Annotated in this window: 12 protein-coding genes; all 12 read right to left on the minus strand. The window is 39.0% G+C overall.

The genetic code is table 11. The annotated features are described in order from the left end of the window. Positions 1-94: 94 nt before the first annotated feature. The 12 genes from NEE14_RS11555 to NEE14_RS11610 all read right to left on the minus strand — a co-directional run bounded on the left by NEE14_RS11555 (position 95) and on the right by NEE14_RS11610 (position 24,962). Positions 95-895, minus strand: a complete 801-nt coding sequence (locus NEE14_RS11555) for a KilA-N domain-containing protein (RefSeq protein ID WP_251966618.1) — start codon at positions 893-895, stop codon at positions 95-97. Between the two features lie 176 nt (positions 896-1,071). Beyond that, positions 1,072-3,045, minus strand: coding sequence for a family 20 glycosylhydrolase (locus NEE14_RS11560; RefSeq protein ID WP_251966619.1), 1,974 nt, complete (start codon positions 3,043-3,045; stop codon positions 1,072-1,074). A gap of 262 nt (positions 3,046-3,307) precedes the next feature. Further along, on the minus strand, positions 3,308-6,913 hold the full coding sequence (locus NEE14_RS11565) for a glycoside hydrolase family 38 C-terminal domain-containing protein (protein ID WP_251966620.1): 3,606 nt from the start codon (positions 6,911-6,913) through the stop codon (positions 3,308-3,310). A 116-nt stretch (positions 6,914-7,029) separates the two neighbouring features. Further along, positions 7,030-7,596, minus strand: coding sequence for an RNA polymerase sigma-70 factor (locus tag NEE14_RS11570; protein WP_251966621.1), 567 nt, complete (start codon positions 7,594-7,596; stop codon positions 7,030-7,032). Between the two features lie 412 nt (positions 7,597-8,008). Beyond that, positions 8,009-8,989: an IS30-like element IS4351 family transposase gene (locus tag NEE14_RS11575; RefSeq protein WP_005794072.1), complete on the minus strand. Its 981-nt coding sequence runs from the start codon at positions 8,987-8,989 to the stop codon at positions 8,009-8,011. 149 nt (positions 8,990-9,138) lie between these two features. Further along, complete coding sequence (locus NEE14_RS11580; RefSeq protein WP_338578728.1) at positions 9,139-10,572, minus strand: DUF3863 domain-containing protein; 1,434 nt, start codon at positions 10,570-10,572, stop codon at positions 9,139-9,141. A gap of 14 nt (positions 10,573-10,586) precedes the next feature. After that, complete coding sequence (locus tag NEE14_RS11585) at positions 10,587-12,260, minus strand: hypothetical protein (protein WP_251966623.1); 1,674 nt, start codon at positions 12,258-12,260, stop codon at positions 10,587-10,589. Between the two features lie 446 nt (positions 12,261-12,706). Continuing rightward, positions 12,707-14,578, minus strand: coding sequence for an FAD-dependent oxidoreductase (locus NEE14_RS11590; RefSeq protein ID WP_251966624.1), 1,872 nt, complete (start codon positions 14,576-14,578; stop codon positions 12,707-12,709). After that, positions 14,575-17,589, minus strand: a complete 3,015-nt coding sequence (locus NEE14_RS11595; RefSeq protein WP_251966625.1) for an FAD-dependent oxidoreductase — start codon at positions 17,587-17,589, stop codon at positions 14,575-14,577. The genes NEE14_RS11590 and NEE14_RS11595 overlap by 4 nt, the downstream gene beginning before the upstream one ends. A 12-nt stretch (positions 17,590-17,601) precedes the next feature. Next, positions 17,602-19,596, minus strand: a complete 1,995-nt coding sequence (locus NEE14_RS11600) for an FAD-dependent oxidoreductase (protein ID WP_251966626.1) — start codon at positions 19,594-19,596, stop codon at positions 17,602-17,604. A gap of 138 nt (positions 19,597-19,734) precedes the next feature. Further along, positions 19,735-21,573 carry a RagB/SusD family nutrient uptake outer membrane protein gene (locus tag NEE14_RS11605; RefSeq protein ID WP_251966627.1) on the minus strand — a complete coding sequence of 613 codons (1,839 nt, stop codon included), beginning with the start codon at positions 21,571-21,573 and terminating at the stop codon, positions 19,735-19,737. 14 nt (positions 21,574-21,587) lie between these two features. After that, positions 21,588-24,962: a TonB-dependent receptor gene (locus NEE14_RS11610; RefSeq protein ID WP_422394652.1), complete on the minus strand. Its 3,375-nt coding sequence runs from the start codon at positions 24,960-24,962 to the stop codon at positions 21,588-21,590. Between the last annotated feature and the right edge of the window lie 156 nt (positions 24,963-25,118).

The raw sequence follows: 25,118 nt of genomic DNA on the forward strand, positions 1-25,118 counted from the left end.
AGAATAGTTTGGTTGCAAAAAAAGCTCATTAATTTGAATATAAATTGTGAGATAGATTATATTTATCTGGATTTTAATTATTTATTGAATATTTTTATTTCAATAATTTCCTGTTTCCACCATCTTCAAGTATTTTCATTTGTTGAATAGCTATTTGATTGAGCTTAAGTATTCGTTCGTTTTGAGGCATTCCTTGCTCTATAAAGACTGCATTTAGGTTTTCCATATTGGAGAGACAAATAAGTTCGTTAATGGAAGCATAATCACGAATATTTCCTTTAAGTTCTGGATGCTGTTCACGCCATGCTTTAGCTGTAATACCAAACATTGCTACATTCAAAACGTCTGCTTCATTTGCATAAATCATATTTGCTTGTGCTTGAGTAATTTCTTGAGGAATAAGATTTTGTTTTATAGCATCAGTGTGAATATGATAGTTTATTTTAGAGAGTTCTCTTTTAGCACTCCAACCTATTTGAGCTTGCTCTTGTTCTTTCAAACGTTGGTATTCTTTAACTAGAAGCAGTTGGAAACGTGGACTTATCCACATTCCGAAATGATAAGCAATATCACGATGTGCGTAAGTTCCTCCATATCGTCCGGCTTTTGAGATAATACCGATGGCATTAGTTTGTTCTATCCATGTTTTCACAGAAAGGACGAAACTATTACTTCCCGCCATATTTTTAATTGTACCGAATTCGGTACAATTAAAATGAGGATTATACAAGATTTCCCATTCTCCAATATATTCTAGTGTGCTTTTTAAACTGAGCCATCGAAAGATAATATGGTCTTGCATTTGGCTACGGGCCATGTCTGTTAGCGATATATAGTCATTGTCATTGTATGATACGACAGATATTTCTGCATTTTGAACTTTAATTTTTGCCATAATGGTAGTTTTGTTTTTTAGAGATTAAAAATGGAGTATATAAATATGAATAAGAATATTTAGTTAAGGTAAGAACAAAGGTAAAGAATCGAACATGATCTTATTCAAGCTCTTTGTTTCCATGCTTTACCTTTGTAATTTGATTAATCGTCTTATTTATGAATATCTGAAGTTATTCAGTCATTTACCCAATAATTATACACCTTCAATTGGTGGATCTGACTGTTGAATTGTCCGGCTTTCTGCAGAGGGAAAACCAAGGTACGGACATAACTCATCTTGTCTTTTCCTTCGTTGAACCAACGTGTCTGGATCGTCAGATCGTCTTTCAGTTGGTCGTTGACATATAATGCTGTATGTTTATTGTCTCCCGAAATAGTTAGCTTTACTTTTTGTCCTACCGGAAGGTAATAATTGAAGGTATTCAGATACCCATCACGTACAAATCCTAAACGTCCGGTAATCGGATCAGCCAGATAAACCACGGCATCGGGTGAACGGAACAAGACGGTTCCAGGTTCTTCTTTCGCTCCTTCGATTTCGAAAGAGACGGAATAAGGATAACCGATTTCCTTTAGTTCAGTCGTTTGTCCGGATTGTACTTGCGCCAGTTCCATCACACAAGCGGGCTTCTTCCCTACCCGACCAGCTACGTTGACGCCCGGAGCTTCACTGAGATGTATGCGGGCAGCATCGAATTCCTGGTAAGGCAGAGCAGTACTTGTGCCTGTCCACATCTTGACGGCCAATGTCTGCATGGCAGGAAAAGCACGGTCATGAATATCTTTGGTGGATATTCCGTTGCCGTAATGATCATTCCATACAGCGAACATTCCTCCGGATATTTGTGGATGCTGCTCATCGAATACAGCTTTTCCTATCTTTGCCGGTGTCCATTCCCGGTAAAGTTGTTCGGTATCTAAGTAATCATGGTAGTAACCGGCTGCCGGAACAATGTATAAAAAGTCATCCGGAATACTGATTAGCTGATAGCCTTGTTTCATCATTTCCGCCGGGTCGGCATATCCATTATACCAGGCCGACATCAGTACATTTGCTGATTTGACAGGCGTGTCGCCTTGAGCATGGGTCAAAGCACCCCAGACGCAGGCTTGTTTTCCGAAGCTTTCTACATAACGGATATAATGATCGGTAAAGGCACGGAACTTCTCTACGACGTCTTTCTTCTTATTGGAATATTCATCTGTACCGATATGTACGCGTGGCCCTCGGAATACCGGGTTTTCTCCTTCCAAATATTCCTTGAACAAAGCATCGACAAATTCGTATGTCTTCGGGTTAAATAAATCCAAGTGGTCCAAGCCGTACTCCTGACTTCCTATTTCCGGGCAATATTGGGTAAAGGCCAACGAGTGAGCCGGCACATCTATTTCCGGGATGATTTCCACGCCCAAGCTGTCAGCCAGTAATTGCAGTTCGATGAATTCTTTCTTGGTATAGTGTCCGTCGGGAGCAGCTAAACCGGGGAAAGTCTCCGATTCCAGGCGGAAAGCCGCATAGGTTTTCATCCAGTCGTGTTCGAAGTACTGCTTGAAAGCGTTATCATTCAAGTGAATTTGGAAGGTATTCATTTTATAATACGACATGATCCTGACATAATCCCGAAGGAAAGACATTGGGATAAACTTTCGTCCGCAGTCCAACATAAAACCTCGGATGGCATAATCCGGGAAATCTCGGATTTCTCCTTTAGGCAATGCCTGCTGTTTGTCCTGTTCTGCCAGCTGAAGCAAGGTACGTGTTGCCCAGAAAAGTCCTTTAGTAGTAGGTGCAGTCAGAATCACCCGGTCTTTAATCTGGATGGCATATCCTTCATTTCCCAGCTTCTTGTCAGCCTTCAGCTGTAAGACAAAATCTCCGGCTTTTCCTTTACCGGCAACAACCTGAATCTGTTTCCCAAACATAGTCTGATAATCGGCAGCCAGTTGTTCAGCTATCTGGCGGCTTCCATTCTCTTTTTCCGAGTAAGTGATACGAGTCGTATTCGTAGGAATGAAATCGCCGTCTGCTCCTTTCCATTCCTTTAATTCGGGAATCACAAACGGTTTCTGATTGATATCTGCCTGTATGTTGGTGATAGACATCAGGCAAAAAGTGATCAGCAAGAAAAGATAAATTTGTTTTGTCATGATAATTTATGAGGATTGATGATACTGCTATACCGAAACTCTCGTTTTCTGGTAATAAAGCCTGCATATGTGATTGTATCTGCATCGCTTTATAACCGTCAACTATGATTTCCACAAAGATACGTATCCGTTTGGAAAACTCAAATTTCCGACTGATTTTTGGTCTGATGTATCTTTCGTCCGGTGATATAATAACAGCGGCTGTCTTGCCGATATCCGCAAGACAGCCGCTCTGTCAGTCCTTTTTCTTTATCTGTATGATTTATTGATAAAGTTCGAATTCGTATATACGTGTTGTACTTTCATTGACTGACTGTGCCGGTCCGGTTACATACAACCGTACATAACGTGCTTTCGCCGCTTTGATGTTACGATCCACGTCGTTGTTTCTGTTGCCGTCGATCATGTCGACTGTCTTCCATTCTTCCGTAAGTGAGTTACGAACCTGCAACAAACATGCACGAGTGATGTAGCTTGTTTCTTCGGATCCTGCGTTTACAATTCTCCATCCGCTGAAAGTCTTTTCACTTCCCAAGTCAAAAGCGACATAGTTGGGAGCGTTGTTCGTGTCGCACCATTTGGTTTCCATATCTCCATCAATCAGTTTTTCGGCGCTTTCGTTATCGTTTACGGCACCTGATACTGAAATGATCTTTGCGCCTTTGAGTATATTGGTACGAGCCATCTGTGTATTCGCTTCATTTGTCTTATTGTTTGTGCGGAACAACTCACCTGCCGGTTTGACCGTGTTGCTTTCGTTTACGGTAGTTGCAGCAAATATGACAACATTCTTATCGGTCGGAAGAATGATTTCTGTAGTGCCCTTTGGTATATCAATGCCATATTTGAACATATAAGTGAATTCATATGCCCGGTCTTCAAATCTCGAATGGCTGTGCGTTCCTACATAAGCAATATCAGCATCTTTCAGATATCCTTGAGTGTGACCTTCATGTCCCCATTGTCCGATGAAGCCTGTGTAATAAGGAACATTCACGGTCTGTTTGCTGTTGCCGACCGTGAAGGTAGCTGTACGGTCGCCAGCCGATGAAGCCGCAAGCAGATATACTTTATTATAGTTGCCGTCGGCCGGTAATTTGATTGTATCACCTTGACAAGCCAGTCCGTTGAAGGTATCCATTTCGCCGAAAGTGAAATGTACTCCGTCTACCGTCAGTCCTTCTTTTGGCAAGAGTTCGGCCGCATAACTGTTACCGCCTTCAAAGTCGCCGGCTGAACGGAATTCATTATGTGAGAAACAATTCTTGTTGAACGGAAGTTCCAGGCTCTGTGCATTTGCATAGCATGTTCCGGCCTTTTCAGAAACATTGCCTTCAAGTTTCAGACGGTAGGTCTTTACGCTGAATGGTTTGATATTTACGTTCAGTTTGTTACCGCTGAATGATGCGCTGCCTATCTCCTTCTCTGTTCCGTCGGCTTCAACCGCTTTTACGATGTTCGAAGCGAAAGAAATAGTAGCGGTCTGAGTATCCTTTCCGGCTGTTTCATAAACACGTACTACATATTCGTCGCCATTCTCGGCTTTCTTTAACGCACGGACTATCACATGGTCGTTATCTGATGATGCGAAAGAGAATTCACGTCCCAGATCACCTTTGTGCTTAGGCGATTCGAAAGCATGCAGCGGACTGTTGTAGGCCGTTGCTCTCTGTACTGTATTTGCCTTATTAAGCCGTCCTTCATGACCAATGAGGCTGTAGGTAAACTCGTGGTATCCGAAATCCTGACGTTCTTGATAGGTATAACCGTTTCCCGGCTTCGGAGAATAGAGAAGCGACAGACGGATTGTGTTGTCGTTGGGCTTATCCCATCCATATTTACAGTCGTTGAGAATAGTTACTCCATAGTCGCCCGAACGGTCTGTAAGGTCGGTCCATTCATGCGAATATACTTCGTAGCTGTTGTCGCGGTTATTGCCACGTTCTACACTTCCCAAGCCGATATCGTAAGTCGCTTTCTCATTACTTACGTTGAGCGGGAATTGTACCTTCAGCAGTGCATTGAGCGAACGCCAGTCCACTTCGTTGTAGAAGTCGATGCGGTCGGCCTGACTTCCCTCATACAGACGAATGTACTGGTTGATCTTTGAGTCTCCATAACTCTTGGAGATAAGCAGAGACTTACGCAGCGGACCGTTCTCAACCATTTTCACGCTTACGTTTTCCTTTATAATGACTGGTTCCTTGTCGACTGTATGTTTAAGTATTTCCCATGCCGGCCATGCCTCCGACTTGCAGTCGTCAAACACGACGAGGCCTATAGACTTACCGGAAGCAACAAGCTCCTTGCCGTTACGCTTGTCGATAAGCGAAGCTATGTTACCTTGTTTATCGACTGTAACCTTATAAACAGAGTTCTCGATTACATTGGCATCCTTCGATACGGAAGTAGCCGCTTTTCCGCCAGCCTTAACACTATATACAGCAAATCCGGTTCCGGGTACACTTGCATCAACGAGCAGGCTGCGGTTTCCCTTGGAGTCTGTCACTATCTGAGAAGCTACTTTATGTCCTTTGGCATCTGTCACATGATAGGAAACTGCCATGTCCGGAAGCGTTATTGACGTTACATTACTAACAGGATATGCCTGCGTGTTGTATATGATAACCGGTGTCCCGGATACATTGGTATTCATTCGGTTGGCTACTCCGCTGACCGCGTTGGTCAGATTCTTTGAAAAACGCTGCAGTGAGATAAGTTCATCGTTCCATGAAAACTCGTATGCGCGCGGAATACTCGTTCCGGTCAGGTCATCATGGAACTGATGCAGGAACACCCGCTTCCAGCTTTCGGTAAGATCGCGTTGCGGATATTCTCCCTGTCCTAACCATTCTGCTACAACGGAAGCACGTTCGGCGGCATCGCCTAACTGTTCATTCTGGCGGTTGTAAAGTTTCATGGCTGCCTGTGAGGTATAACATCCGGTACCATGTACATCCATAAACAGTTCACCGTCGTATACCGGTAATTCCGGATGATTCTCATACGGGAGAAAGTCTTTGTATAATTGGTCGCTTGTAGCACTGATAATCTCGATCGGACCCTGGCCTTTGATACCCTTCTCGACCGCACGAACAGAAGGCAGGTTTGGTGAGCCGCCTGTATCGCCTGTACCATAATAGCGATAAACCATGTTGAGCGGACTTTCAGAAATTTCTTTCATCAGTCTCTTGTTAGAAGAGAGATCGCTGTCTTTAAACCTTTCTCCGTATCCGAAACCGTGAGTCATCATGATGCGGCTGCCGTCGATGCCCTGCCAAAGTCCGATAGTAAACGGATATTTCTTCCCACCTTCAAAGAAAGCATTGTTTCTCCATCCGAGTTTTTGTGTAGAGAAACCGATCAGTCCGCAATGTGAAGCTAATGTAGGAATGAAATAACTGAATCCAAAACAGTCTGGCAGGAATATGTCTGTACTTTCTTTCCCGAATTCCGTACGGTAGAAGCTCTGTCCCAACAGGATATTACGTAACCATGATTCAGGAGATACAATCACCGTTTCGTTGGCGTCCCAGCCACTACCGGTCAGATGCCAGCGTCCGTTGGCAATGTACTTTTTCATCTTCTCGTATTGATCCGGATAATATTCCTTCATCCATGAATACTTTACCGCTCCCTCAAAATTAAATACATAATTGGGATAATTGTCGAGTAAGTAGAGATTCTGACTTAAAGTGTTCCATACATACTGTTTGATGGTTGTCTGGATATCCCAGTTCCATTGTGTGTCCAAATGGGCATCGGCCACCATGTAGGCTTTCATCTTTTTCCCTTCGTTGTTCTGAGCCGAAGTTGTACTGAATGTCATACATGAGGCTAAAGCTAAAGCTAAAACCTTTGTCTGCATACTAGTTCTATTGAATTAAGTTATAAAAACACGATTAGTGCCAACACGAAGTTGGCATATGCAAATATACACAGATAAATTTATAGATATAAGCTGTTTATGTATAAAATTTGTTTTTAATGCAACGATAACAAAACAAGTAGTGGAAGATAATCCTTCAGGTCTGCCCGTAATTGTTTTAGGGCCTGCTGGATGCGGTAATCTACCGTTTTGGTTGAGACATGCAGCTGGTCGGCTATTTCCTTATAGCTCATCTGCTGGAAGCGGTGCATGACGAATGCCTCCCGATAAGTGGGCGGCAGCGCTTCAATGGCCTGCTTCATCACTTTCTTCAGTTCTTCCAGCTGATAATAATCGGTGTCATGCAACAGGTATTGCATTTGTTCGTAGAAAATAGTTTCGGCATTTGCCTGAACCTTCTGGTGTTCAATCTGATTCAGGGCTTTATGATAAACCGTCCGTAGCAGATACTGCCCCAATGACTTGTTGATACAGATCTCTTCCCGGCTCTTCCATAACCAGAACAAGGTGTCTTGTACAATCTCTTCAGCATCTTCCAGTGAAACAAAACGCGAACAATAGGCACATAGCAAGGGATAATATTTCTTGAACAGAAAAGAATAAGCCTTCCTGTCTCCGTGTTGCAGATCACGGATGATGTCTTCTTCACAACTCCATTCCATATTTCCCCAAGTCTTACACGTGCTTAAGAACAATTACCACAAAGATACGTATCCGAAAGAAAAAATCAAATTCCCGATTTGTTTTTTGATTTTCTGATTCTTATGAATGGCTCGTTTGAAGAAGAAATGAAATAAGGGGAAAAGTTATTGTAAACCTTTGTCCTGAATCCATAATAAATTGTTGTTTTACAGGATAAATCTCATATTTTCCCTATTACAATTTAATTAATTCGCCTATATGAATCAATTAATTCACCATTGTGATGTGATTAATTCACTTATATAATTTAATTACATCACAATGGTGAATTAAAGAATATATCGTATATTATACAGGAATTATATTTATATAGAATTGAAATAAATATAGCTCCTGCATTTTTTCATGAAACTTACCTATTATTTGCTGAATTCAACTTGCAAATGCAACAGAATTCTGATTAATAATTTGTTTAAATTTTTCGTTTGGCGTGAGGTATCCAAGTCTTTTACGAGGTCGATTATTGAGTTTATTTTCAATCCACTTAATCTGTTTGTTGGTTACTTCACTAAAGTCCTTACCCTTTGGGATATACTGCCTGATAAGCCCGTTGGTGTTTTCATTGGCACCACGTTCCCATGAGTGGTATGGTTTGCAAAAATAGAATTTTATTTCCAATTTTTGCGCAATTTCCTCGTGCTTTGCAAACTCCTTTCCATTGTCAGCCGTAATTGTGTGTATTAAGTTTTTCACTTTCCGCAGTGCCCATACTGCAATCTTAGCTACCGGGATGGCTTCTTTTCCCGACAACTTGCGTATCCAGACCCTGCTTGTTGCTCTGTCGTTAATGGTAAGAATGGCACCTTTGTGGTTCTTACCAATAATTGTATCTATCTCTAAATCACCAAATCTCTCCTTCAGTTCCACTATCTCGGGACGCTCATCAATATCCACCCTGCCTGGGATAAATCCTCGCCCTGCATTTTTAGAACCACGTTTGGCATACCTGCGACCTTGTCTGCGAAGATATTTGTGCAGTTTGCCACCCCGCCGCTTATCCTCCCAAATCCAGCGATATATCGTTTCGTGAGATACCATCGCAATTCCCTCCAAGCGGCTCCTGCCGACAATCTGCTCCGGGCTGAATCCTTTCTTCAACAGCTTTATTATCCGTTTTCTCATTGCCGGTGTAAGCACTTCCTTGCGATGTTTTTGCTGCTTGCGCCTGTCTGCTTTTCGCTGGGCAAGCTCCATGCTATAGCTACCACTTCGGGCGTCGCAATTGCGCTTTATCTCCCTGTAAACAGTGCTTTTATCTACTCCGATAGCTTCCGCTATTGCTTTTTTGCTCATCGGTATTTGCAACATCATAGAAATTGCATACCTTTGTTCCTCGGTTATATGTTTGCTCATCTGCAACTTTTTTTTCTTTGGACGGACAATTAAAGCAAAGATAGCAAACTTTATCCATTCAGAGTGAGAGAAAGGGGGACATTGTCTCTCTTTCCTCTCTGAAAAATAAATGTTTTTATTGCTTATTATCCGCACCCAAAAAGTTGCATTTATAAGTTGAACTCAAGTTTAAATAATTCCGGATAAAAATTCTTGATTAAATCCTGATCTGTAGGATTTAATTCATTTAACTGCCTTGGTTTATCTTGTTCCCGTAATCCTTTTTGGTTGATTACGTTCATTAAGCTCCAGTCTTTTATAGGATATTCTGGAGAAGGATCTGCGGGTTCATGGGCTGGTAAATCATAGCGGGTAAAATCGATGACGTAAGTTGGAGAACCTTCTTTATGCCAGTCTCGCAATAAAGCTAAACGGAATTCTTTGTTCATGAACCATTTTATTTCTAAGTTATTGTAGGAATCTCCAAATCCTGAACCACGTTCTTCGAATTTATAATTCCAATCATCATTGGATTTGTATTCGGAGCGCCATAATTCTCCGAATTCGCCAAAAGTAACAAAGTGAACATCGGGCCATCGTTTTTTGGTATCAGTTACCCATTTCTCCATGGCCTGACAGATAAACTCTTTTCCAAACTCATAATACATCTGAGCTTCCCAAATGTTGGTGACCCAACCGAAACCGTTTAATTCGACTCCTTTATCAAAATGGATGGATTGAGTATGCATGACTTCATAGTGACCTAAATCCAGTCCCCATCCTTTATAAGTTTCAATGGGCCCGACGCCTCTGCGGCTGTTATATTCTGTAATCGCATGACCTTTTTGTCCGGCTTGCCGTGCACAAATGAAATCCATTGTCCATCCGTCTAAGTTCACACAATCAATAAAATCATCTTTCCTTTGTGCAGGTTTGCAAAAGTGCTGTGTTGACGGATAATAAGGATATGATGGAGAACCGTCGGCTCCACCTCCATCAATACTGTGCTGGCTCCATATAACAGCATGGGCAACATGTATATTCTCTTTTTCCGCTAAGTATTTCAAGTTATCGGCCGACAGAAAGCCACCCATGATACATTTGGGTCGGTATCCATTTCCAACCATTTCTGAAATTTCATGAATAGCTTCAGACATTTCTTTATTAACTCTTTCTCGAGGTAAATACATGGCCGGGAAATATCCTGGGAAATAAGATATTTCATCTCCATATTTTTTCTGGCATTCTACGGCAAAATCCCGTATCTCCTGGTAATTAGGCCGTTGATCTTCCAACGCATTCAATGTAAAACCCCATGTTAATCTTCCATCCGGATTATTTTTGGCAAAAGCCTCTCGTAAAGCCTTTACTTGTTCGAGTGAATGCCAATTTCCTTCATCACGGGGATGCAGCTTTACATCTCGGGAAACTTCCCATGGAGAGGTGCGAATCATAATGCACAAAGTTACAAATCTGCCACCTTTTAATTGAAGAGGCTGACCCTGATTTTCAGTCGCTGATATTTTATGGATATACAGACTTGAACCTATTAGTAGCAGGCTCAGCAAGCAACGACAAAGATTATGTATTCTTTTCTTTTTCATGTTTATATCTATGTTTATCGGTTATTGGTGCAATCAATTTTTATTCGATTTTGTACCGGAGAGATACGTAATGCACAGTCGCCGGATATTTCCGGTTTTCCATCCAAACAACGAATGACATATTTAAATCCTTGAAAATCTGCCATGATATTTTGTCCTTCAATTTCTTTGAAAGGAAGTTCAGATGAGGCTGTATGCAAGTCTAAACTCCATCTGAAATCTTTGTCATTTGTATCGCAAGTTATTTCAAAATCTGATTCTGTAAAAGTCATCTTGAAAGAATGGTTTTCCACGTCTGTACAAGTTACTACCAATGTTTTAGTATCGGGTTCAGTTATTGTAGGAGGATTGAGCCGGACCACCTTTTTCTCTCCGGATGCACTATGCTGAACAATTTGCATTCCAGCACGATCTTCAGGAGTACTCCACATATATCCGTCGACCATCGGTAACGTATAGAAGAAAAATTGGCTGCTTTCACCTGGTTTATCTACATATTGGGATTTAAAACGTTCATCAAATAAGTGAATATCTCTGAAACTGAAGTCCTGATTTTTCCAAAGTAAATTAGCACGGTAATATCGGCTATTAAACCAGACGGTTTTATTATTCTCATTCCTAATGTCATTTAATACGGTTACTGCAGTTGCCGGAGTTATAGAGAATTTTTCTTTAAACCATTTTCCGGTTTCAGCTAATGTCAATACTTGTACCTTCTGGGTTCTTTGGAGAGAGTCAATGATAGGAATCTGCATTTCAAGTCCATCTTTCATTGCATCCCAGGTAAAAGAATTCTCTTGTCCGGCCTGCGCATAATTGAATGCCAGACAGGGTTGGTCAACTATCGCGTTGAAGAAATAATGAACCCACGCTCTATTTTTCCCTGCTTGTGTATATACCGGTTCTAACGAGATCACACCTTGTCTGTCGTTTCCTAATCCATCATCATATTGATAGATCGGGTCACTTCCAAGCATACGAAATACAGGAACGGGAATTTGCTGTTCTTGGCTTTGGGCTGGCATGTATCCATTTAGTTTACTTGGATAATACGCTTGGTTCCAATATCCGCCCCAAAGCGTATAACCATCGGTCCCGATTTGATCTTTGCAGTTGCAAGAAGCTATTATGCCGTATTTTTCATACATATAATTAAGGGTATGTGCATCGATGTACCATGAACCCATCGATTTTGGATATTCCCCGAATATTTCCTTGAATTTTTCCATGTACACGTCAACTAATTTCTCTCTTTCGTCTTTTGTGTATCCTGTACTGAACGCAATATTGGCGTGAGAAACCCATGAATGTTCACCTCTCCATTCCAATCCTGCATCTTCTACCTGCGGTTGTGTGATTTCGAACCAACCTCCTATTTCCGATTGTTGGTTTAATTGAGATTTTAATAGTTGTTGATACTCTGGTTTGATTAATGCATCATATTGTAACAAGAATGTTGCAGGCAGGTTATATCGGTTGATGAGATTTAATTGTTCTTCTACTGTTTGATATAATAATGAGTCAGAATTTTCTATCCGATAGTCTGTTTGTCGGATAAAATTAATGATGTTGATAATTCGTGGAGCCTGGGTTTTTGAAATGTCGTCCTTTTTTGTTGATAAATGACAACTACTCAGACTAAAAATAAGCAATATCCCAATATAAGAACTTAAACTTTTGAATGACATATCTTTATAATTAATAAGTGTTTCTTTATAATGTTCCGGCTATTCATTTGATGTGAATAGCCGGAATCTTAAATCTGCTCGCCAGAAACCCTCAAATGTCAATTCTATGATTTATTCTCTTCTGATTTCGGTTTGCATATTTAATCCGTTATCTTTATGCATTTGTCTTTTTCAAATGTTGCTTCTGCCAAAATTAGTAAAACTTCTGGATAACGGGTGATATGATAATCAGAAAAGATATTTCTGCCATAAACTTCCACAATTTATATCCTGTACGAGTTTTTGGACGAATTGTAAACTGCGGAGGGCAAGTCAATTCACCATCTTATGGGCTGAAATAATCTGTGCCCGGCATCAAGAAAGTTTGTTTCATGTGAGAATCTCTATTCTCATATTCACTTTCGATTGTGGCATATCCATTGATAATGGAAGTTCTCGTGCTTGGATTATTCGTTGCTTCGTAAGAACTGGTATATCTTATATAAGATATCTTTGCGAGTTACTTTCCCGGATGTATAATCCAAGTTCATGCCTGATAGCTTCATCCACGCATTAAAAGTTTCTTTATCAATAGGATCGTTTAAACAAGCTTCCCAGTCGGGTAAATAACCTTTAAGTCCCATATATTGAACCATTCTGAAATCTTCAGAGCTGACGTTAACATCTTTGTAATATATTAATGTTGCATTTTGATCAATTAAATAGTCCTGTAATTTCTGAATGTTGATATTTTGAACTTTTACTTTGTCTTGAATTGATATTGACGCCGTAATTCCTGCTGCTTGTCCGATAGCCATCCAGCATGGTTCCATGCGTAATGTTGAAAAACCGATATGAGATCCGGATACAGGAACCGGTAGTAATAAATTATCGACAGACTTGGGAACCATTACTCCAAAAGGCACTGTATAAACTGCAGTCGGGTAACTTAGAAAACCATCCAGATGGATACGTCCTTCTTCTCTTTTCCTGACAGCATGAGAATCTAAAGCATAATGACTGGCCGTAATGCTTTGTTGATGTATAGGTGGGCGAGATCCAATACTAACAGGCAATGCATCATGAGCTGTGAAGAAATATAAGCCTTCAAACCTGCGTCCTTCACGGACATATACTTGGCGTGGAAAGTTCCCGTTATCCGTATATTCATCTTTAGCTAATCCCCATTCACGGGTATTCTGGATGAATTGGTCAGGAAGTTCTGGGTCATTTTGGATAAAGTAGAACAAGCCTTCTGTATATTCCCTCAAGCGTTTGGCAAATTTATCTCTCCATTCCCATGAAGAAGTGGGCCAAGGCCAATTTTCTTCAGGTAAATCGGTGGATACAAATACCCCATGCTGATTATTTGCATCACTTTTCATATTCGGTAAATGCACAATATTGGTGGCTTTGGCTATTCCCCACTTATCTCCTGGTAATTTTGATTCATTTCCTTTTTGAATGCTGATTTTGTTTTCTTCCATCATCTTTTGTGTTATGGACTGCATCGCTTTATCTGTATTACGTCCCGTCCAAACATCATTGATGATTGATGCATATTCTTCTCTATTATAATTTTTAGGTTTTTGAAATAGGACTCTGTTCTTTGGATTATTTGTCAAGCATAAACGATAATTGTAAGCCTGAACAGCGTTGTCTCCTTGGAATGTAGAACCTTCACCTTCAATTCCTCCCCAATATTTATATACTCGGCCTGCGCCAGGTTCGTTAAATTCATCTTTCCCTTCGCGCCCTACTCTGAAAGGAACTCCTGCAGCTGCACCTAAATCACCTTCATAAGTGGCATCAAGAAAGACCGAACCTTCGTAAATCTCTTTATCACCCGTTATACGGTTGGTAACAATAATCTTGCTGATTTTATTGTCTTTTACTATGAGGTTATTAGGATCTGAATCAAATTGACGCATGGTCAATATGGTTATTTTATCTTTATGTTCAGCTATCATGTCTTGAAAAACGGTGGTAGCGACAGAGGGCTCGAAATGGTATCCATTACTACATAATTGAACTTGTGAGGATTTTTCCCCATAAGTGGAAACATAGTATTGGTATACTCTATCAACAAAATCCTTGAAAAGTCCTGTTGTAGCATTTCTTGTTGCTATGTCTGTCGCTCCTAACCCATTGGCTGGCAAACCACCAATATATTCTGTCCGTTCTAAAATAACAGAAGTTTGCCCTAATTTGGCTGCAGAAATAGCTGCCATAATTCCTCCCGGATTACCTCCAATGATAACTAAATCATAGTACGATTGTGCACAAAGTATTTGTACGCATATTATCAATTCTATTATAATAAAACCAAGTCTTTTCATTTTTGTATATTTAGTTGTAAAACTTCATAAGCATAACGTGCATAATGTCCTTGCAGACCTTTGGCATATTGTTCCAGTACCTTTTGGCCTGTTCCATCTTTATCTCCACATAAATATAGGGCTCTGGCCAAGTGTAATTCTTTTAATGCCAGATTTCGGGTTGATACATCAATATCTCCCGGGACCACATCATTACAAGCTTCCCGATATGATTTTATGGAATGTCCCCGAACTCCCGGTGTCGTTAACATTTGATATAATATTGGAACAGAATCTTTACTTTTCATGGACTCTGTAGCCATTGATATCGCTCTAAAATGAGAGAAGTAATCTTCTGGGGACAATTGTTCTGCCATTTTTAAGACGACAGACAGATATTGGGCTGCTTTGCTTTTTCCTAAAGCCATAATTAAAGCATCTAATGGGCTTAAACTCATTCCGAATTGATGCATTCCTGTATAATGCCAACCCTGGTCCCAATGTCCTTGTTGTTGTATGGCATTGGCCAGAAATTCAGCTGCAGAACTATCTCCTAAGATACATAATATACTTCCTAAAATAACCTTTTCCTCATCAATCTTTGTCTGAGGAAGCTTTTGCTTTATGAATTTAATACAGCGTGTCGGATCAGTCAGTAATATTTCCAATCCTTTATAATTATCTGTTACATTATCTGCGGCCTGACGCATTTCAGCATTGCTAAATGCTTTAAAGTTCTTGTCGGTTAAAACCCGCTCAGGCAAATTCCCTATTTTTACCAAATGCTTTTGGATAGCTTTTATGTCAATAGTACGAAGTGTCTTTCCTTTTTTTACACATTGTGCAGACAAATATCCAACTGCGTAACCCTGATTTTGAAGACAAGGTTGCATCCGGATTACAGGCATCGCATCCCGACTTGCACTTGCTCCTAATCCTGTAGTCAATATTCCTTCTATTCCTTTAGGAAGAAGACTTCTAAGAGGAACATCAGCATTGTAGATTACATGCCGTTTCATTGGAGGAGATAGTATAAAATAGGGATCAACAATCATTCCGTGAGTGTCAAAAGAACTTTGATGGAATGAAATCGTATCGGCATAGCGACGATGATTCAGTACATCATAGACGGAAACAATATATTCTCCAATGACTCTTCTACGTTCTCTCGTTTGAGGTATTTTTACAATGTCATAGTTCCCGGCCATTTTAATTTTAGCCTGTACAAAAGTTCTTGATACATCTAAAATGTCTGTATCATCAATAAACAACCAGTCATTATTGTTATATGAATCTCCTAAGTTGCGCATACCAGCGCCGGCACCTTGTATGGCAAGTGTTTTAGCTCCCGTATATTCATATTGAGCACCTGCTGCGATAGCAATATCTGCGCTTCCAGTACTGTCAATTAGAATTTTTGATAAGATAATGCCTCGCCCAAAAGGAGTGGTTATCACGACTCCTTTTACAGTATTGTTTTCAACTAAAGCTCCACAGCCTAATACACCAAACCATAGTTTACCTCCAGCATTTAATAACTCTTTCCGGTACCATTCCATTTTCCAATCTGATACACTCCGATGTCTCCAGTCTTTTTCTTGCCGGGGATGATCAGAAGGAGCCATATTGTGAACGCCTTCATCAATGACAGCAGTAAACCCTTCCCGGAAACCATCCCAGTAGCAGCCAATTAAACCTAAAGTGCCTAAACCACCCAATCCATGTAAGTATTCAAGAACGATAGTTTTAACACCTTGTTTAGCTGCAGAAATTCCTGCGGAAGCTCCAGCTGTTCCTCCTCCTAAAATGACTACATCGTATTCACCTAAAATAGGTAGTGCAGAAACGTCAGAGGATACAAATTCCTTTTGTACGATTGGCCGTAAAGGAGACAAGTTTTCTCCGATAGAACCTAAATTTAATGCTTCGATTTTTTTCGAATAGATTTGACATTTGTTTGATACTTGAATTTTATTTGCCCTTAAGGCAATCTGTTCTCCTAAAAGTTCCCCCAACCACATGGCTTGTATTGGCCGCATAATCTTTTCTGCACAATCTCTTGATATTCCAGCACAAGGACCTAATATCCATAAATTCGATATGCCTTTGGGGCGAAATGCATCTAAAGGATATTGGCGAACGGATGAAGGATTATCTTGATAATAATTCTCACAGATGACATTCTGATCAGGTATATACCACAACTGATCAGAACTATCTACTTGATCTGGATCCCAGGTTTTAGAACGTAATAACTGCTCAATTTCCATTAGAGATTCATACGTATGAGAAGATTGGTTGTTCCGGTATTTATATCGGATTATAGGATATTTTTCTCCTTTTGATAGTGCGGATTCTTTAAGAGTCTCAGATGAGAAGAAGTCTGGTTCTTCTTTGACTTTATTACCGACAACGGTGTAATAATAGTCAATAAATCCTTTGCCTTTTTGTTCACGTGGCAAATCTAATATTAAAGAAACTATACTATCTTGTGTAGCATCAATAATCATTTTACTTCGGATAGCCTGACGTCCTGATCTGTTTACAATAACTACTCCTCTCAGCACAGATGATGATTCAACAAGAACATCTGAAACATAGCTACTATACAGAAACTTAACATCATTATCTATCAGCTCTTTTTCTAATATAGTTTTGTCAGATAATGGGCAAAAGTCTTTTCTCCCAAAAAAGAGTTTTCTTGATAGTGCAGTGTGTAATATCTCTCCTTCTTGAACATCACATAGGAATGATCCACAAATGTCATCCCCTAAGTAGGGTAATGAAGCTATTAGAAACACACTACATCCGTTTTTTGAAGCAACTGTAGCCGTTGCAACAGCTCTTGAACTTCCTCCGATTACAATTAAGTCAACATCTGCTATTATAGGAATCTCTTTTTTTTGTTCCAGGCAATAGTCTGAATTAGGCATAACTTTATTGATGGTGGCTTTGGCCCCTTTTATATCGGCAAAAGCGGCAAGAGCTCCACTTGCTGCTGTAATCTTAAAGAAATCTCGTCGTGTTATCATAGTTTTAATTTATTATTGTTGTGGAACCCAAAGAACAGCGTCTGCAAATAATCTGTCCGTTGGTCGAGTTGTTGCAAGTTTAACGTAAGACGATTTACCTTCTGAGCAATTATAAACGCCTAAAGATACCCATGAATTTTTATTATTCAAAAGGTCTATTTGTTTTATTTCAGTTCCATCTGCATGCTTAATCTCGAATGATAAAGATTGAGGCATATCCTGCTCTGGTAAAGATGGACAGAAGAAATAAATCTCATATTTACTTGATTCTTTAATAACAGGGTTAAATGTAAATGAAGCATTTTTCCCATTTGCAAATTTGTAACCTGATTTATAGCTTTGGTGCCCAGATTTATTAGACCAGTTTCCTGTCATTTTAATTTTTAACGAGTCTGTATCATCTACCAGTATTTCCGGAATTGAGCCGTCTAAATAAGGATCATCTGCTAAAATAGTCTGCAACTTGTGTACGTCAATGTTTTGCACACTTTTCTTGTCATCAATAGCTAAAGAGGAAGCTATTGCAGCAGACTGACCTAAGACCATAAAAACAGGTTCCATTCTTATTGATCCGTAAGCTATATGCGTTGCAGATAAGCAAACTGGAACAATAAGATTCTGACATTCATTTTGTTTAGGTACAATACTTCTGTATGAAATTGGATAGGGTGAAAAGCCTCCAACTTGTACATCTCCTTCATTCTTTACCATCCCATTGATGACTATACGTTGGCAATTATGTGAATCCATTCCATATGCTCCAAAGCCAACTCCATCATCAACGGTTACAGTTCCTTGACAATTCTTCTGTGTCATAACATACTCGCCAATTAAACGTCTCGATTCCCGAATATATAGTTGAGTCGGAAAGTTGTCATTGTCTACAAATTCGTCTTTTGCCCATCCGAATTCTGAGATTTTATTTCGCAATTGTTCAGGTACTCTTTCATCATGTGTCATAAAATAGAGTAATCCTTTTGTATATTCTACATGATCTTTCCATATTTTTTCCCGTGTTACGTAACTGCCTTCCGGATATTCATAGTTCATCCCTATCATATCCGTGGATAATGGTCCTTTATTGTTTACATCATATTTATGATCAGGCATTATTCCCCAATTGAATAATAAGAAATTATCTATAGTAGGCTCCATTTTTTTTAAAGCCCTTGCCAATAATTCATATTTGCTCGGATCATAAGTTTCTGGTTTTTCAAAAGGTCTTCGGTTTTCCGGAACATCCGTTAAGCATAAACGGAAATTATAGGCTTGGATTAATTTATCCCCAGAACCTTTCTCTTTTAGCGTATTATTGCTTATCCCCCAACATAAACCGCTTGTAGAATCACCTTCTATTTTATAAGGATCAATTCCGTCGGGAAATTGATGCCAATATGAGATTTGTACGCCATTTAGAGTTTCTCCGTATTCGGCATTGCTTTCTCGTCCAGTTGTATATGAAACACCTGATTTAGCCATTAAATCACCTTCATAAGAACAATCTATAAATTGTTTGGCATGGACTTCAATTAAGCTCTTTGTATCTGACTCTTTTGAAGATTCCAGGGTGATAGCTTTAATGTTTTTATTCTCGACTACAGAGCTAATGATGCGTCTGTTATACAGAACATTCAAATCTCCATCCTCTACAAACTGATTTATTACTTTTGTAGCAACACTTGGTGGAAATGTCCATTGTTCAAATTTGTTATAATGTTTACCTATTTGTCTGTAAAATAGACGAGCTAAACCCGTAACTGCATATTTATTCCCGATGTCTGTCATGCCCAATCCTCCTGTTGTCATTCCGCCTAAATATTTTCCAGGTTCGATAAGAACTACAGATTTTCCCATTTTATGTGCAGAATATGCTGCAATTACTCCTGCAGATGTACCGCCATAAACGCAGATATCAACGTCTATTACAGGATTCGTTGTTTGCTCTCTATGACACGAAAAGATAAACAAACATAATGAGGAAATGATAAGTAAATATTTTATTTTCATATTATTATGCCATAATTGATTATTATAAATTAGCCCTAGTTAGTATCTGATAAGTAATAATTAAACAGATATGTAACTAGGGCCTTAAATTCAACTAAACATCATATGATGTTTTATTTATAGATGATTAAGCCTGCATCAATATCCTTCATTTTGAGTTAAATTACTATTAACTAATATGTCATCAGCTGGAATAGGCCATAGGTAATTTTTATTAGGATCAAATGACATTTTGTAGAATGTAGTAATGTATCCTGCTTTTTCCATCGGTGAAAGATCTGGTAATCCGTCTTCATCGATCTCAGGAATACCTCCGATTGGAAAGTTTCCGTCATCCCAATTTTTTAATATAGTTAAGAAGTCGGAAGATAAAACCAGATTCGATTCATCTCCAGTTAATCCATTCCAGTCTGCTGAACCAGACCATGCACGAGATAAATAATACATAGATTTGTTATGGGATTTTTCTGCTATGCGCCAACGTAACAAGTCGCGATAGCGTAATCCCTCAAATGCAAATTCAGAGCGACGTTCCATTCGAATAATTTTACGTAATGCTGCTTGTGAAGTTATTTCGACACGAGGATAATTTATTCCTGTACCACGATAAGCCCGTTCTCGAATCAGATTAATAGTTTTATCCAAGTCTTCTTGTGTACATTGCCCCAATTCATTTTTGGCTTCAATGTAAGTCATTAGAACTTCAGCATACCGAAGATAAGGATAACAGTTGTCTGCAACTAAACCATGATTGTTAAAGTCTTTCCAATCATCTTTAACAAATTTGCGTATGATGAGTCCATTATAAGCAGAATGCTGATTGGATGCCTTAGAGTCTGTACTTAAGACCATTTGCCCTGAAGATACTTCATATACCTTATTAGCATAAGGATTTGGGTTATATTCATATCCAAGAGTGATGTAATCAGGATACTTCTCAGGAAATGTTCCATCTATTTTAGACTGTTCATATTCTTTATAATCGGCAGAATATTTGGTCTTAAATGGCTGAATAGACATTGTAAGGCGAGGATCTCGATTAACAAATGGATCTTTTGGGTTATATAGGGGTGATTCATCAATAGGAAGTCCGTCAGTACAAGTATATGAACAGAACAACTCTAGTGAGGGACTCTGGTTACAATGCCCTCCAACTTTGCGGATAGCAAAATCTCTAACATTTGCCATAAATCCATAACCTTTTTTCAAGGTTAGATCTCCTTTAAAGTAAAACATAAATTCAGGAGAACTGTTGGCTTTAAACATTTCTAAATAGTTGTCATGTAATTTGTAGACGCCTAAATTCATACATTTTTCAGCTGCATCAATAGCTATTTCCCAATCTTCGTGGAAAAGAGCAAAACGAGCTTTGAAACCAAGAGCGGCTCCTTTAGTAGGACGTTGTTGCCCAGTATATGAAGTAGGTAAATATTCTGCTGCTTTATCTAAGCACTCATAGGCGTAAGCCAAGATTTCACTTTTAGGGGTACGAACAGCAGTATATGCTTCTTCCAATGTCATTCCTTTATTTAATACACAATCGCCATAATATGTGGCTAATTCGCAATAAGCAAATCCAATCATGAAATAAGCCTCACCTTTATATTGGTTAATTTTTGCTTCACTTAGCCCGCTTGCTGTTCCATTATCCAAAGCTTGCAAAATTTTGTTAGCTCGGGCTATTGCCTTATAAAGAGAATTCCAGCGGGTTGAAGCTTCTCCCCATTGTGAAGTTATGGTCCCTAATGTCACTTCATTGGAGCCATTTCTATTTAATAAATCGTCATCCCAATAGATAGCATCAATAGGGAAAAAGTCTGGACGCCATAAATCATTAAGAGCCATTTCGATTTCGGTTTCGTCGTGATACCAATTTTCACTTGATCCTTCAGACAGAGGATTTAAATCAAGATCAGCACAGGATGTCAAGCAAAGAGCTATGATCCCTGTTGTTAAAAATTTATTTATTATATTCATATTGCTGTTTTTAATTAAAATGATACATTAAGACCAAATATATAAGAAGATGTGATAAGATCACTACTGCGGTCCCATTCTGGATCATAACCTTCCGGATATTTAGAGAAAGCTGGGAGGTCATTGGCACTGAAGTAAACCCTTAATTTATTGACAAAAAACTTCTTAGTAATATTTGACGGAATTGTATAGCCTAAAGAGATATTCTTGATACGCATATATGCACCATTAAATAGATAGAAATCACTGTTGGCATAAATATTAGCATCATTAGTTGTTAGTTTCGGATATTTTGCTTTTGCATTTTCCTCATCTGTTGCTGTTGGACTCCAATGGCTTTCTATTAAATTCAAAGGACATGCATAAGCTTGATTGTTATATGGTTTATCGGCCCATGACCAATAAACTAATTGATGTCCTATGCCTTGGAAAGACAAATTAAAGTCAAATCCTTTCCATTCAGCCCAAAGTGATCCGCCATATTGCATTTCAGGTAAGGAATTACCCAAACGAACGCGATCTCCAGACGCAGTTATAATACCATCTCCATTAATATCTTGGTAGCGGATATTTCCTGCTGAATCATTGTTCGTTAATACGGGAATTTTATTCCCATTTTCGTCATACATTGCAGCTTCATTTAGGATTATCCCTAAATTTTTATATCCATACCATTCTTGATAATATGATCCTTCTTCTGTTATTTTATTATTATCAATATTTTGTCGATCGGCCATATAACCCATTCTAGAACGATAATCAGAAAGATTGAAACTAACGCCATAACGGAAATCATTGATCTGATCACTCCATGAAAGTTCCAGATCCCATCCTTTAGTATTCATATCGGCCGCATTGTTTTGTGGGGCATTATAACCAAAATACGATGGGAAACCGACTTGCATTAGCATATCAACGGTCTTTTTATAGTAATAGTCAACAGATCCTCGTAGGCGATTGTTTAAAAGTGTAATGTCTGTTCCTAGACCATAAGTAGTTGTTGTTTCCCATGTAATATCATTAAATGCATAGTCTGTTTGATAAGCTGTTTGTACAACATCTGCAGTTCCTGTAGACATATTGGGTAAAAAGTTTGTTCCAAAAGTAAGTTTTGCTTGATATGGAAATTCAGAACCGATACGTTCATTACCCAATTGTCCTATAGAACCTCTAAGCTTTAAATAATTTACAACATTCTTGTTAAACCAAGGTTCCTCAGAAATTACCCAACCGGCACTGACCGAAGGAAAAGTTCCCCAACGATGTCCGTCCGCGAAACGAGAGGAACCATCCGAACGAATATTGGCTTGTAACATATACCGATCGGCCCATGAATACATGATACGACCAAAGAATGATCTATAGGCATTATGCCCTGCACTTCCACTGTTATATTGGTAGTCTTCCGGACCTAAATTTAAATAAGGGAAATTATTCAATGTATAATTAGTCCTTGAAGCGCCTTCGTTTTCCCATTTGTAAGAATAATCTTCGTAACCAGCCATTAAGCCAATAGAATGCCGCTTTATTTGGAATTTATAGTTGGCATAAAACTGCATTGTCAGGCTACGAGTGTCATTACGTGTCTCATTTAGGCTTGTAGAAGAGTAACCCACTCCAGGAATTGCATCACCATTAATCCGGTATACATCATATGCCGTTTTATGGTCTTTGCCTTTATTAAAAGTATACCGTGGAGCTGCAACGGCAGTAAGCGTTAAGCCTTCAACGGGAGTAAGATCTAATTGGATTTTACCTCCAGCCCGATAATATTCAGATTTATTTATTCCACTTAAATCTTGCTGTGCTATAGGATTGTCACCGTCTTTCCCATCTGCATAGCTGCCGTCAGCCCAAAAAGCATTGTAAATAGGGGCCGAAAACATATAGCTATACATGCTAGTATGTGGAGTATTGGTTTGCGAGTAAAGTAAGTTCAAATCTACGTTTGCATGAATCCAATCATTTATTGTATAGTCATTGTTTGATCGAACATTAAAACGCTCATAATCTTTATTGTTATATAAAGCTTCTGATTCATAATAATTAAGGCTGAAGTTAGTTTTTAGCTTTTCTGTACCACCGCTGAGTGAAAAAGAGTGGCGCTGATGATGTGTTGTTTTTTTCAATGCTAAATCTAAGAAATCTGTATCTGGATACAAATCTGGATTCTCAGCTCGTAGTTGAGCATAATTATGAATCAAGTCTTCAGAATAAGCTGAATTTAGTGATGAAGCTCCATCATTATATGCAAGTTCATTATACCCTGTCATCCATTGCACAGCATTTGCAAATTTGGGGACAGCAGTTGGGGCATCAATTCCATACTCAACATTATAAGAAAGATGGAAATCTTTATTTTTAGCTCGTTTGGTTGTAATCAAAACAACACCTGCTGCAGCACGTGAACCATAAATGGCAGCAGAAGCAGCATCTTTAAGTACTTGAATATCCTTTACATCCTCAGGTGCTACATCGTTAATTTCTCCAGGAACACCATCGATAATAATTAACGGGTCATTTGTAGATAAAGTCGTAACACCTCGTACTCGGATAGTAGAACCAGCAGAAGGGTCTCCACTTGAACGGGTTATTTGGACACCCGCCATTTGTCCTTGTAGTTGACTAGATAATTGAGGAGAATTTCGCATTTGTAGCTTTTCTCCTCCTAAAGATGATGTTGAACCTGTCAAATCGATTTTTCGAGCAGTTCCATATCCTATAACTACTAACTCATCCAAAGCTTCAGCATCTTCTTTCAATGCTATAGAGAGGTTGGTTTGATTTCCTACTATAATTTCTTGGTTTGCGTAACCAATATAAGAGATTTGTAAGACGGCTCCTTCTTCTACATCTAATGAGAATTTGCCATTCATATCAGTAATGGTTCCGTTAGTTGTCCCTTTGACCATTACATTAGCTCCAATAACGGGTGTACCATCATCATCAAATATAGTGCCAGTAATTTTCTTGGTAGTTTGTTGAATACTGGGGTAAGACTCATCTTTTTGAGTTAATACAATACGTTTATCCACAACTTTATAGATGACATCTGTATTTGTGAAGATGGCATCTAAAATGTTGAAGATATTGGTTTCGTTCATTGAAACCGATACTCTGCGGTTCAGATCTACATGACGGTTGTTGTAAAAAAATGAGAAATCTGTTTTTTCTTCAATTTGCTGAAGAATTTCTCCAACTGTGAGATTTTCTACATTAAGACTAATCGTGGTAGTCTGAGCGTATGTATTAGTTGCTTGAACTATTCCTGCCGATCCAATCAAACAGGCAAAAAATAATGATTTCATAAGAATCGGAGTTCTTTTCTCAAAAGTCGTTTGGAAAGACTTTTTTACCGGAGATAAAGGTGTTTTGCGATTTTTTTGCATAAGTTTGTGTGCTTTTGAGGTGAAAAATGATTTAATGACTTGTCGTCAAACAAACCGGTTAACTAATTCATTTCATACGGGGGAAAGGTAGGTCATTTTCCCTGTGTGTTTTTAAGAAGATTCCATTTTCATGATGTAAATGATTTAAGTTTAATA

Source organism: Parabacteroides sp. AD58, from assembly GCF_023744375.2.
Lineage (GTDB): Bacteria > Bacteroidota > Bacteroidia > Bacteroidales > Tannerellaceae > Parabacteroides > Parabacteroides absconsus.